Genomic DNA, 11,899 nt, shown 5'->3' with positions numbered 1-11,899 from the left:
CGCCGCCAGCACCTCGTCGAGCATCTTCTTCGCGTCGCCGAACAGCATCCGGTTGTTCTCCTTGTAGAACAGCGGGTTGTCGACGCCGGCATAGCCCGAGGCCATGCTGCGCTTCATCACGATCGAGGTCTTGGCCTTCCAGACCTCGAGCACCGGCATGCCGGCGATCGGGCTCGACGGATCCTCCTGCGCGGCCGGGTTCACGATGTCGTTGGCGCCGATCACCATGGACACGTCGGTCTCCGGGAAGTCCTCGTTGATCTCGTCCATCTCCAGCACGATGTCGTAGGGCACCTTGGCCTCGGCCAGCAGCACGTTCATGTGGCCCGGCATGCGGCCGGCCACCGGGTGGATACCGAAGCGCACGTTGACGCCCTTGCCGCGCAGGAGCTTGGTGATCTCGCACACCACGTGCTGGGCCTGGGCCACCGCCATGCCGTAGCCCGGCACGATGACCACGTTCTTGGCTTCCTTCAGCAGCTCGGCGGTCTCGACGGCGCTGACCGGCGTCACCTCGCCTTGCGGCTGGGCGGCATCGCCCTTGGCCGCCGGAGCCGGCGCACCGCCGCCAAATCCGCCGGCGATCACGCTGATGAAGTTGCGGTTCATCGCGCGGCACATGATGTAGCTGAGGATCGCGCCCGACGAGCCCACCAGCGCGCCGGTGACGATCAGCAGGTCGTTGCTCAGCATGAAGCCGGTGGCGGCCGCCGCCCAGCCCGAATAGCTGTTGAGCATCGAAACCACCACGGGCATGTCGGCGCCGCCGATCGCCATCACCATGTGGACGCCGAACAGCAGCGCGATCACCGTCATGATCAGCAGCGGCGTCATGCCCGAGGCCACGTCGTGCGCATTCAGGAACACGCGGCCGAGCCAGATGACGACCAGCAGCGCAGCCAGGTTGAGCCAGTGGCGCGCCGGCAGCAGCAGCGGCTTTCCGCCGATCTTGCCGGAGAGCTTACCGAAGGCGATCACCGAGCCGGAGAAGGTCACGGCGCCGATCAGGATGCCGATGTAGACCTCGACCTCGTGGATCACCTTCTCGGCCGGCGTCGGGAACACGGTCGAGGTGTCCACGTAGCTCGCGAAGCCGACGAGGCAGGCCGCCAGGCCCACCAGGCTGTGCATCAGCGCCACCAGCTCGGGCATCTGCGTCATCTGCACCTTCTTCGCGGCGAAGAGGCCGATGGCGCCGCCGACGACCAGCGAGCCGACGATCCACGGCACGCCGGCCGCGGTGACGCGCGGGCCGAGCACGGTGGCCAGCACCGCGATCGTCATGCCGATGATGCCGAACAGGTTGCCGCGGCGGGCGGTCTCGGGGTTGGCGAGGCCGCCGAGGCTGAGGATGAAGAGAACGGTGGCGCCGATGTAGGCGACGGTGGCGAGGCTCTCGGTCATGTTGTTCTCGTTCTCTTTACTTGCGGAACATCGCCAGCATGCGCCGCGTGACCGCGAAGCCGCCGAACATGTTGATCGCGGTGAGCACCAGCGCGACCACGGCCATGCCGAGGATCAGGCCGTTCGGCCGGTCGCCGCCGCCACCGGTCAGCGGCGGCGCGATCTGGATCAGCGCGCCGATGGCGATGATCGAGGAGATCGCGTTGGTCACGCTCATCAGCGGCGTGTGCAGCGAGGGCGTCACGTTCCAGATCACCATGTAGCCGATGAAGCAGGCCAGCACGAACACGGTGAAGTGCGACAGGAACGAGGCCGGCGCAAACGCACCGACGACGAACAGCGCCAGCGCACCGACGGCAAACACGATGGCCAGCGACTTGGCCGACATCGGCTCGCCGGCGCCATGGCCGTGCCCCTTGGCGGCGGGCGCCGCCACGGCGGGCTTCGGCTTCGGGGCCGGGGCCGGCAGCTTCAGCGGCGGCGCCGGCCAGGTGACCTCGCCCTCCTTGATCACCGTGAGGCCGCGGATCGCGTCGTCTTCCATGTTGACGTTGACGACGCCGTCCTTCGTCTTGCACAGCTCCTCGGTCAGGCGCAGCAGGTTGGTCGAGTACAGCGTCGACGACTGGCGCGCGAGCCGGCTGGCCAGGTCGGTGTAGCCGATGATCGTCACGCCGTGCCTGACCACCGCCTGGCCCGGCTCGGTGAGCTCACAGTTGCCGCCCTGCTCGGCGGCCATGTCGACGATCACGCTGCCGGGCTTCATGGTCTGCACCATCTCGGCGGTGATCAGCCGCGGCGCCGGCTTGCCCGGGATCAGCGCGGTGGTGATGATGATGTCGCACTCCCGGGCCTGCTGCGCGTACATGGCGCGCTGGGCGGCCTGGAAGCCCTCGCTCATCACCTTGGCGTAGCCGCCGCCCCCGGAGCCTTCCTCCTCGTAGTCGACCTTGACGAACTCGCCGCCGAGCGAGACCACCTGGTCGGCCACCTCGGCGCGGGTGTCGTTGGCACGCACGATGGCGCCCAGGCCGGCCGCGGTGCCGATGGCCGCCAGGCCCGCCACGCCGGCGCCGGCGATGAACACCTTGGCCGGCGGGATCTTGCCCGCCGCGGTGATCTGGCCGTTGAAGTAGCGGCCGAAGGCGTTGGCCGCCTCGATCACCGCGCGATAGCCACTGACACCGGCCATCGAGGTCAGCGCATCCATCTTCTGCGCTCGCGACAGCTGGCGCGGCAGGCAGTCGATGGCCAGCACCGTCGCCTTCTTGGCGGCCAGCGCTTCCATCAGCGGCGGGTTCTGCGCCGGCCAGACGAAGCCGATCAGCGCGCCGCCCTCGCGCATCAGCGCCACCTCGTCGAGGCTGGGCGGGCGCACCTTGAAGACGATCTCGCTCTTGCCCCACAGCTCGGCGGCGCTGCCGACGATCTCGGCGCCGGCGGCGCGGTAGGCGTCGTCGTCGATGTTGGCCGCCACGCCGGCGCCGCTCTGCACGGCCACCCCGAAGCCGAGCTTGACCAGCTTCTCGACCACCTCGGGCACGGTGGCGACGCGCTTTTCCCCAGCCGCTGTCTCGAGCGGAACACCGATCAACATGGAGGCCTCCTCAGGCGCTGTTTTTTGGTGAAACGGGCCGGAGCTTACACAATGACCGGGCAGCCGCCCCCTGCGCCCGCAACATTTCTGTAATGACCTTTCGCTGGAAACCGAGCGTCACCGTCGCCGCGATCATCGAGCGCGACGGCCGCTACCTGCTCGTCGAGGAGCACACGCCCGAGGGACTGAAGCTGAACAACCCGGCCGGCCACCTCGACCCGGGCGAGAGTCCGCAGCAGGGCGTGGAGCGCGAGGCGCTGGAGGAGACCGCGCGGGTCTTCACCCCCGACCGGCTGGTGGGCGTGTACCTGTCGCGCTTCCAGCGCCCGGCCACCGGGGAAGACGTGACCTACGTGCGTTTCGCCTTCGGCGGCAGCGTCGGCGAGCCCGACCCGGCACGATCGCTCGACGACGGCATCGTTCGCACGCTGTGGATGACGCTGGACGAGGTTCGCGCCAGCCGGGAGCGCCACCGCAGCGGCCTGGTGCTGCGCTGCATCGAGGATCATGCCGCGGGCGTGCGCCTGCCGCTGGCGGCCATCAGCACCGACCCGTCGGTCTACGCGCCGGAGATCAAGCGCTGAGCGCCAGCGTCGCCAGCGCGTCCATGGTCAGCCAGCCCTCGTGGTCCTGCGCCCACAGGCGCACGGTGTCGCCGTCACGCCGGCCGTTCACGCGCATCGGCCGGCCGTCGAAGGTGGGGCGCCATGCCTTGAACGAGAAGCCGGCGAGCGCCGCGCCCGGCAGCTGGCGCGCAACGAGTTCGAGCAGCAGCGTCGCGATCAGCGGGCCGTGCACCACCAGGCCCGGATAGCCCTCGACCCCGGTGACGTAGCGGCGGTCGTAGTGGATGCGGTGGCCGTTGAAGGTGAGTGCCGAGTAGCGGAACAGCAGCACGTCGTCGGGCACCAGCTCACGTGACCACTGCGCATCGGCCGGCGCGGGCTGCGGCGACGGTTCGGCCTCGCCCGGCCGCTTCGCGGCGCGATAGACGATGTCGTGCCACTCGCGCAGCGCCGGCGCGGCGGCGCCGTTCGCGAGGACCTCGTGGCGCACCGTCACGAACACCAGCGGCCCGCTGCGGCCCTGCTTGGTGACGACGTTCTCGATCGTCGAGACGCGCTCGGCCGCATCGCCCACGCGCAGTGGCGCGAGGAATTCGAAGCGGCTGCCCGCCCACATGCGCCGCGGCAGCGGCACCGGCGGCAGGAAGCCGCCGAGCTTCGCGTGGCCATCCGGCCCCAGCTCGCTGGCGCGGTGCAGCGGGAGGAAGTACAGCCAGTGCCACAGCGGCGGCAACGGCGTGCCGGCCGGCCACTCGCGCGGGGCCTGGTCCAGCGTGGCAGCCAGCGCCGCCGACGGCGTGGCGCCGAACAGGTCGCGGTGCGTCTCTCGACGGCCGATCCAGCCCTGAAGTTCACGCTCGTCCATGGCCCGAGTGTGCCGCGCGCCGGGCGGGATAATCGCGGCCATGGGCAAGAAACTGCGGGTCGTCGTCGGTCTGTCCGGCGGGGTCGACTCCGCCGTGAGTGCGTGGCTGCTGAAGCAGCAGGGCCACGACGTCGTCGGCATCTTCATGAAGAACTGGGAAGACGACGACGACAGCGAGTACTGCTCCAGCAACGTCGACTTCGTCGATGCCGCCGCGGTGGCCGACGTGATCGGCATCGAGCTCGAGCACGTCAACTTCGCCGCGGACTACAAGGACCGCGTCTTCGCCGAGTTCCTGCGCGAGTACCAGGCCGGCCGCACGCCCAATCCCGACGTGCTGTGCAACGCCGAGATCAAGTTCAAGGCCTTTCTCGACCACGCGATGCGGCTGGGCGCCGAGAAGATCGCCACCGGCCACTATGCCCGCGTGCGCGAGCGCGACGGCCGCGTCGAGCTGCTCAAGGGGCTCGACCCGCTGAAGGACCAGAGCTACTTCCTGCACCGGCTCAACCAGGCGCAGCTGGCCAGGACGATGTTTCCAGTGGGCGAGCTGCCCAAGACCGAGGTGCGCCGCATCGCCGAGCAGATCGGCCTGCCGAACGCGAAGAAGAAGGACTCCACCGGCATCTGCTTCATCGGCGAACGGCCGTTCCGCGAGTTCCTGAACCGCTACCTCGCCAACCAGCCCGGCCCGATCAAGGACGACCGCGGCCGCACGATCGGCGAGCACGTGGGCCTGTCCTTCTACACGCTGGGGCAGCGCAAGGGCATCGGTATCGGCGGCCTCAAGGAGCGCGGCGCGGCCAAGGGCGGCAGCGAGCACGCGCCGTGGTTCGTGGCCCGCAAGGACATGGCCACCAACACGCTCTACGCCGTGCAGGGGCACGACCACCCCTGGCTGCTGTCGCACGCGCTGCGCGCCGACGATGCCAGCTGGGTGGCCGGCGCGGCGCCCGCCGCCGGCGGCTACGGCGCGAAGACGCGCTACCGCCAGGCCGACGCGGCCTGCCGCTTCGAGGCGGAGTCTGCGGCCCGCTTCGCCCTGCGCTTCGACGAGGCGCAGTGGGCCGTCACGCCCGGGCAGTCGGCGGTGCTCTACGACGGCGAGGTGTGCCTGGGCGGCGGCGTGATCGCGCAGGCGATGGACTGACCGGCTCGGCGTGGATCAGCGCGGCCGCGCCAGGTCCATCGTCCAGTAGTCGCGGTAGGTGTTGGCGCTGGTGCCCTTGATGCAGGCCACGCCGATCTGCGTGAAGTTGGGGTTCATGATGTTCGCGCAGTGACCGTCGCTGGCCATCCAGCCCGCCATCACGTTGTTCACCGTGCCGTAGCCGGCGGCGATGTTCTCGCCCAGGCTGCTCCAGGCGTAGCCGGTGGCGTTGACGCGCGAACTCAGCGTGCTGCCGTTCGAGCCGGTGTGCGAGAAGAAGTTGTTCGTCACCATGTCCTGCGTGTGCACGGTGGCGGCCTGGGTCAGCGGCGTGCTCCAGGCCAGCGGCCCGGCCGGCGCGAAGCTGCCGCGCGCGCCGCAACTGGCCCCCGCCGCGCGCAACTGGTTGACGCGGGCGATCACGCTGTCGACGAAATCAGGCAAGGTACAGGTGGCGTCGGCGCCGGCCGGTGCCGGTGCCGGTGCCGGTGCCGGTGCCGGTGCCGGTGCGGGTGCGGGTGCGGGCGCCGGTGCGGGTGCCGGTGCGGGTGCGGGTGCGGGTGCCGGCGGCGCACCCGCTGCGGGATCGGAAGGCGCATCGCTGCCGCCGCCACCGCAAGCGGCCAGGAGAACCACCAGCCACAGACTGCCCAGCCGGGCGGACCCAAGGTACTTCGACATGGGCCGCAAGGCTAGCCACGCCGGGTGCGCGAAGCGGTGAAGAACCGTAAGCAGTCGCAGCAGATCCGGCCCTCGCGTGAGATGCCTCACGGGCGCGCACCGTTCAACTCCCCCGCGGCGCAGCCGATACACCACCATGGCGGGCCGTCGAGCCGGCCGCCCTTTCCCATGCACCCCGAACTCACTCTCGCCGCCTTCTGCCTCGCCGCGCCGCCCGCGCTGGGTGCGCCCGTGGCCGTGCAGATCAGCGACGCCGCCGGGCGCGCGTTGCCCGAGGCGGTGGTGCTGCTGGAGCCCGCCGGCGGCAAGGCGGCCGTCAAGCCGATGCCCGAGGTGCAGATCGCGCAGGAGAAGCGCCAGTTCATCCCGCGCGTGACGCTGATCACGGTCGGCACGGCGGTGAACTTCCCGAACTTCGACACCGTGCGCCACCACGTCTATTCGTTCTCCAAGGCGAAGACCTTCGAGATCAAGCTCTACGCCGGCGTGCCGAGCAGGCCGGAGGTGTTCGACAAGCCGGGCATCGCCGTGCTCGGCTGCAACATCCACGACCGCATGGCCGCCTGGGTGGTGGTGGCCGACACACCCTGGCACGCGATGACCGGCGCCGACGGCCTGGCCCGCATCGCCGATGCGCCGCCCGGCGCCTACCAGCTCAGCGTGTGGCATGCCGGGCTGGCGGCCAACAGCCCGCCGGTCACGCGCAAGGTGCAGATCGGCACTGCGGAACTGCGCGAGTCGTTCCAGCTCGCGCTGGAGGCCGCGCCATGAGTCTCGGCCTGACCCTGCCAACGCGCCTGCGTCGTTCCTTCGCGATGCGCGTGGCCGCGCTGTTCCTCGGCCTGCTGGCGCTGGTGCAGATCGCCAGCTTCACCGCCATCAGCGCCAGCCTCGGCGCGCAGGCGCGCAGCACGCTGCCCGACCGGCTGGCCGCCGGCGAGCGCGTGCTCAAGACGCTGCTCGACCAGCGCGCGCAGACGCTCACCGAAGCCGCCAAGCTGATGGCGGCCGACTTCGGCTTCCGCGATGCCGTGCTGTCGGAAGACCGCGACACCATCGGCTCGGTGCTCGAGAACCATGGCTCGCGCATAGGGGCCACCGAAGTCGCCTGGCTCGGCACCGACTTCAGCGTGCGCGCCGTGGCCGGCGCCGGAATGGATTCGTCGCAGTTCGGCCCGGCCGCCGCCGTGCTGGCCGGCACGGCCAGCAGCGCTGGCAGCGCCAGCGGCCTGATGCTGATCCACGGTCGGCCGCACCAGATCGTCCTGGTGCCGATGAATGCGCCACGGCTCGTCGGATGGGTGGCGATGGGCTTTCCGATCGACGACAGGCTCGGCGCAGACCTGCGTGCGCTGGCAGCCCTGAACCTGACGCTGCTCGTACGCGACGACGCGGCGGCCGGCTGGCACAGCGTCCAGAGCACCTTGAGTGCCGAAGCGGCACAGCAGCTGGCCGTCCAACCCTGGAGCGCGGCCCCGCCGCCCATGGCGGCCGTCGAAGCGCGAGGCGAGGAGCTGGGCGTGCGTGCCCGCTGGCTCACGACGCTGGGCCCCGGCGATCGCGACTCGGGACCGGGCGTGCTCGCGCTGGTCTCATTGTCGATCGACGAAGCGGCGCGCACGCCGCAACGCCTGCAGCTGGCGCTGCTGCTGATCACGCTGCTGGCGGTGGCGGTGTTCGCGGTCGGCAGCCTGTACACCGCCACCCGAGTCACCACGCCGCTGCGTCGCCTCGCCCGCGCCGCCGAGCAGCTCGGCGGCGGCGACTACGACACGCCGGTGCGCGGCATGGAACGAAGCGACGAGCTCGGCGAGCTGGCGCAGTCGTTCGAGAACATGCGCGTCAGCGTGGCCGAGAAGCAGGCGCAGATCCTCCAGCTGGCCTACTGGGATGCGCTGACCGGCCTGCCCAACCGCGCGCAGTTCGGCGACGTGGTGCGCGAGGCCGTCGCCGCGGCCGGCAATGGCGGCAAGCCACTGGCCGTGCTGATGCTCGACCTCGACCGCTTCAAGAACATCAATGCCAAGCTCGGCTACGCGGTGGGCGACCGGCTGCTGCAGGCCGCCGCCGAACGGCTCTCGCGCCAGGTGCTGCGCGACGGCGACCTGGTGGCGCGCCGCTCCGGCGACGAGTTCGCCGTGCTGCTGCGCGATGCCACGCCCGAGCTGGCCGCCAGCGTGGCACAGCGCATCACCCGCGCCTTCGAGCAGCCGCTGTCGCTCGACGACCACCGCCTCGACCTGACGGTGGGCGTGGGCATCGCCTGCTGGCCGCTGCATGCCGACGCAGCCGACACGCTGATCAACCGCGCCGAGATGGCGATGTACGCCGCCAAGAAGCGCCACGCCGGCCCGCAGATGTACGAGCCGGCGATGGACGACAGCAGCGCGCAGTCGCTGTCGCTGCTGTCGGAGCTGCGCGAGGCCATCGTGCGCGGCGAACTGCGCCTGCACCTGCAACCCAAGCTCGCGCTGGCCACCGGCTCCGTCGCCGGCGCCGAGGCGCTGGTGCGCTGGCAGCACCCGGTGCGCGGCATGATCTCGCCGGGGCAATTCATCCCGTTCGCCGAGCAGACCGGCTTCATCCGCCAGCTCACGCTGTGGGTGTTCGAGGCCTGCGCCAAGGCCTGGCGCGAGCTGCATGCCGAAGGCGCGGACATGGTGCTGTCGGTCAACCTCTCGGCCCGTGACCTGTTCGACACCGACCTGCCGTCCAAGCTGGAGTCGCTGCTGCTGCAGCACCGCGTGCCGGCCGAGGCGTTCTGCCTGGAGATCACCGAGAGCGCGATCATGGACGACCCCGAGCGCGCGCTGGGCACGCTCAAGCGGCTGGCGCTGATGGGCTTCAAGCTGTCGATCGACGACTTCGGCTCGGGCATGTCGTCGTACGGCTACCTCAAGCTGCTGCCCGTCGACGAGCTGAAGATCGACATGGTCTTCGTGCGCAACATGGACCGCGACGCGGTCGACGTGAAGCTGGTGCGCTCGATGATCGAGCTGGCGCACAACCTCGGCCTGAGCGTCGTGGCCGAAGGCGTGGAAAACGCGAAGATCTGGGACCAGCTGCGCGAGCTGAACTGCGACCAGGCGCAGGGCTACCACATGGGCAAGCCGATGCCGCTGGAGGAGTTCGTGGCCTGGTCGGCGCGCTGGGTCGAGAAGAGCCGCCTGCCCGGCGCGGCAGGCAACGCCGGCCTGCTGCACTGAGCCCGGCGCGCCGGCAGAATCGGGCCTCCCTCCTGGAGGAACGCCCGTGTACCTGCCCACGCACTTCGAGGAATCGCGCACCGAGGTGATGCACACGCTTCTGCGTGCGCACCCGCTCGGCCTGCTGGTCACGCTGTCGGGCGGCGAGTTGCAGGCCAACAGCATCCCGTTCATGCTCGACGCGCAGCGCGGCCCGCACGGCACGCTGGTGGCGCACGTGGCGCGCGCCAACCCGCTGTGGCGCGAGGCGGCGCTCACGCCGGTGCTGGCGGTGTTCCAGGGGCCGCAGGCCTACATCAGCCCGAGCGGCTACGCGGCCAAGGCCGAGCACGGCAAGGTGGTGCCGACCTGGAATTACGTGATGGTGCAGGCGCGCGGCCGGCTGCGCGCGATCGAGGATGCCCGCGAGCTGCACGCCCTCGTCTCGCGCCTGACCAATACCCACGAGGCCGGCCGCGCCGCCCCCTGGGCGGTGAGCGACGCGCCGGACGACTACATCGAGAAGATGCTCGGCGCGATCGTCGGCATCGAGATCCCGATCGAGTCGCTCACCGGCAAGTGGAAGGTCAGCCAGAACCGCTCGGCGGCCGACCGTGACGGCGTGGCCCGCATGCTCGAGCAGGAGCCCGGCGGCGCGGCGATGGCGGCGCAGGTGCGCAACCCTGGCGCAGCACCTGCTTGAGGCTGGCCATGGATCGAGACAACGCCCTCACGCACCGCCGCGGCCTGCTGCTGGCCTTTGCCGCCCTGGCCCTGTCCGCCTGCGGTGGAGGCGGCGACGATGCCGGCTCGCCCGGCGTGCCCTCGCCACCGCCGCCGGACAACAGCGCGCGCATCGCCGCCGCCACCGCCACGGCGGCCAGCAGCAGCAATGCCTGTGCGGCGATCCGGCCGTTCTACTGGGAGATCGGCGACCGCAGCACGGCCCTGGCCTCCGGCGCCGTGGGCGGCACCACCTACGGCGCGGGTACGACGATGAACATCGCCTCGGCCTCGAAATGGCTGTACGGCGCCTACGTGGTGCAGCGCCGCGCCGGTGCGCCGACCGCCGAGGACATCAAGCACCTGACCTTCCGCAGCGGCTACACGCGCTTCGCGATCTGCCTGCCCGGGCAGACGGTGGACGGCTGCCTGAACTACCTCAACAACGGCGAATACGTCCCGGCGTCCGACGGCCGCTTCGACTACGGCGGCGGCCACATGCAGAAGCACGCCAGCCTGATCGGCCTGGGCGCGCTGAACAACGCCTCGCTGGCCGCCGAGCTGCGCGGCCAGCTCGGCAGCGACATCGTGCTGACCTTCTCGCAGCCGCAGCCGGCGGGCGGCGTGGTCAGCACGCCGGCGGACTACGCGCGCTTCCTGCGCAAGCTGCTGGGCGGCTCGCTGGCGCTGGGCAGCCTGCTCGGCAGCCAGGCGGTGTGCACCAACCCGCTGACCTGCCCGACCGCCGACGGCACGCCGGTGCCCACCACCGAGAGCTGGCACTACTCGCTCGGCCACTGGGTGGAAGACGATCCGGTGGTCGGCGACGGTGCCTTCAGCAGTGCCGGTGCGTTCGGCTTCTACCCCTGGATCGACGCAGGGCGCACGCACTACGGCATCGTCGCGCGCGAAGCGGCGGCCGGCAGCGGCGAGGCTTCGGTGAACTGCGGCCGGCTGATCCGCAAGGCCTGGGTGACGGGCATCGCCGGCTGAGCCGGCGCGGCCTCAGGCCGGCACGAGCGCCTCGGCCTCGGCCAGTGTCTCCTGCCAGTGGTGCAGGTCGTCGGCGCTGATCGCCAGCCAGTCGCAGGCGGCGGCGCCGTGACCCTCCCACTCGGGCTCGGGCGAGAGCCCGCTGCGCTGTGCCAGCAGGAAGTCGGCCACCAGGCCGGCGGCCACCAGCGTGTGCACCTCGGGTTCGGTGTCGCCGCTGCCCAGCGATTCCAGGCTGTGATGCAGGCGGATCGCCGCCATCACGCTCGGTGCGAGCCGCCAGGCGCGGGCCGTGAGCGCGCCCACCACGGCGTGGTCGGTGCGGTGGTTGGCGTTCTCGGTCTCGATGAAGCTGCGGTCGCGGCGGGCGCGGGCCTCCACCATCGTGCCGGCGTAGCCGCGCACGCTCTGCATCAGCACCGGCAGGCCGACGTGGCAGAACAGGCCATAGCTGTGCGCCAGGTCGGGCGACAGCCCCGGCAGTTGCGTGGCGACCCAGGCCAGCGCCTGGGCGCGGCGGGCCGACTGGTCCCAGAAGCCGGTCAGCAGCGGATGGCTGACCGGAATGGCGTGGCGGGCCAGGAAGGCGTTCATCAGCGCCGCCGACTGCTTCAGGCCGAGCCGGTTCATCGCCTGGCCGGCCGAGGCCACCGGCGCGCTGGCGGCGAAGGCGGCGCCGTTGGCGTTGCGGATCAGCGTGGCGGCCATCGCCACGTCGGCCTGGGCGATGCGCGC

11 protein-coding genes are annotated in these 11,899 nt (G+C 71.0%); 6 read left to right on the top strand and 5 right to left on the bottom strand.

Annotated features, from left to right (window positions below; all coding sequences use genetic code 11):
• Positions 1-1,404, bottom strand: a 1,404-nt coding sequence (pntB, locus tag AB7U92_RS11480; protein ID WP_428576490.1) for a Re/Si-specific NAD(P)(+) transhydrogenase subunit beta, incomplete at its 3' end; no start/stop codon positions are given.
• Between the two features lie 16 nt (positions 1,405-1,420).
• Complete coding sequence (locus tag AB7U92_RS11475; RefSeq protein WP_428576487.1) at positions 1,421-3,001, bottom strand: Re/Si-specific NAD(P)(+) transhydrogenase subunit alpha; 1,581 nt, start codon at positions 2,999-3,001, stop codon at positions 1,421-1,423.
• A gap of 92 nt (positions 3,002-3,093) precedes the next feature.
• On the opposite strand from AB7U92_RS11475, the gene AB7U92_RS11470 reads away from it, so the two are divergent.
• Entirely contained in the window at positions 3,094-3,585 is a 492-nt protein-coding gene (locus AB7U92_RS11470) for an NUDIX hydrolase (RefSeq protein WP_428576485.1), read from the top strand.
• On the opposite strand, the gene AB7U92_RS11465 is transcribed toward AB7U92_RS11470, so the two are convergent.
• Positions 3,575-4,432, bottom strand: coding sequence for an FAS1-like dehydratase domain-containing protein (locus AB7U92_RS11465; protein WP_428576482.1), 858 nt, complete (start codon positions 4,430-4,432; stop codon positions 3,575-3,577). The genes AB7U92_RS11470 and AB7U92_RS11465 overlap by 11 nt on opposite strands.
• Positions 4,433-4,472: 40 nt before the next feature.
• On the opposite strand from AB7U92_RS11465, the gene mnmA reads away from it, so the two are divergent.
• Positions 4,473-5,582 carry a tRNA 2-thiouridine(34) synthase MnmA gene (gene mnmA, locus AB7U92_RS11460; protein WP_428576479.1) on the top strand — a complete coding sequence of 370 codons (1,110 nt, stop codon included), beginning with the start codon at positions 4,473-4,475 and terminating at the stop codon, positions 5,580-5,582.
• 15 nt (positions 5,583-5,597) lie between these two features.
• Here mnmA and AB7U92_RS11455 read toward each other — a convergent pair whose 3' ends face one another.
• On the bottom strand, positions 5,598-6,263 hold the full coding sequence (locus AB7U92_RS11455; RefSeq protein WP_428576476.1) for a CAP domain-containing protein: 666 nt from the start codon (positions 6,261-6,263) through the stop codon (positions 5,598-5,600).
• 168 nt (positions 6,264-6,431) lie between these two features.
• On the opposite strand from AB7U92_RS11455, the gene AB7U92_RS11450 reads away from it, so the two are divergent.
• Genes AB7U92_RS11450 through AB7U92_RS11435 form a run of 4 tightly spaced genes read left to right on the top strand, consistent with a single transcriptional unit; the run spans position 6,432 to position 11,164 of the window.
• Positions 6,432-7,034 carry a methylamine utilization protein gene (locus tag AB7U92_RS11450; protein WP_428576473.1) on the top strand — a complete coding sequence of 201 codons (603 nt, stop codon included), beginning with the start codon at positions 6,432-6,434 and terminating at the stop codon, positions 7,032-7,034.
• Positions 7,031-9,469: a putative bifunctional diguanylate cyclase/phosphodiesterase gene (locus AB7U92_RS11445; protein ID WP_428576471.1), complete on the top strand. Its 2,439-nt coding sequence runs from the start codon at positions 7,031-7,033 to the stop codon at positions 9,467-9,469. Before AB7U92_RS11450 ends, AB7U92_RS11445 begins: the two co-directional genes overlap by 4 nt.
• A 46-nt stretch (positions 9,470-9,515) precedes the next feature.
• On the top strand, positions 9,516-10,151 hold the full coding sequence (locus AB7U92_RS11440; protein WP_428576468.1) for an FMN-binding negative transcriptional regulator: 636 nt from the start codon (positions 9,516-9,518) through the stop codon (positions 10,149-10,151).
• An 8-nt stretch (positions 10,152-10,159) separates the two neighbouring features.
• The gene (locus AB7U92_RS11435) at positions 10,160-11,164 is read left to right on the top strand and encodes a hypothetical protein (RefSeq protein ID WP_428576466.1); all 1,005 of its coding nucleotides are present in this window, start codon (positions 10,160-10,162) and stop codon (positions 11,162-11,164) included.
• Positions 11,165-11,176: 12 nt separating this feature from the next.
• Here the strand turns inward: AB7U92_RS11435 and AB7U92_RS11430 are convergent.
• Positions 11,177-11,899 (bottom strand): HDOD domain-containing protein (locus tag AB7U92_RS11430; protein WP_428576463.1); only part of this gene is annotated, 723 nt, incomplete at its 5' end.

Origin of the sequence: Piscinibacter sp. (assembly GCF_050175855.1) — a bacterium.
GTDB lineage: Bacteria > Pseudomonadota > Gammaproteobacteria > Burkholderiales > Burkholderiaceae_C > Piscinibacter.
The sequence above is the reverse complement of the archived record's forward strand: the minus strand, read 5'-3'. Positions and strand labels throughout refer to the sequence as shown.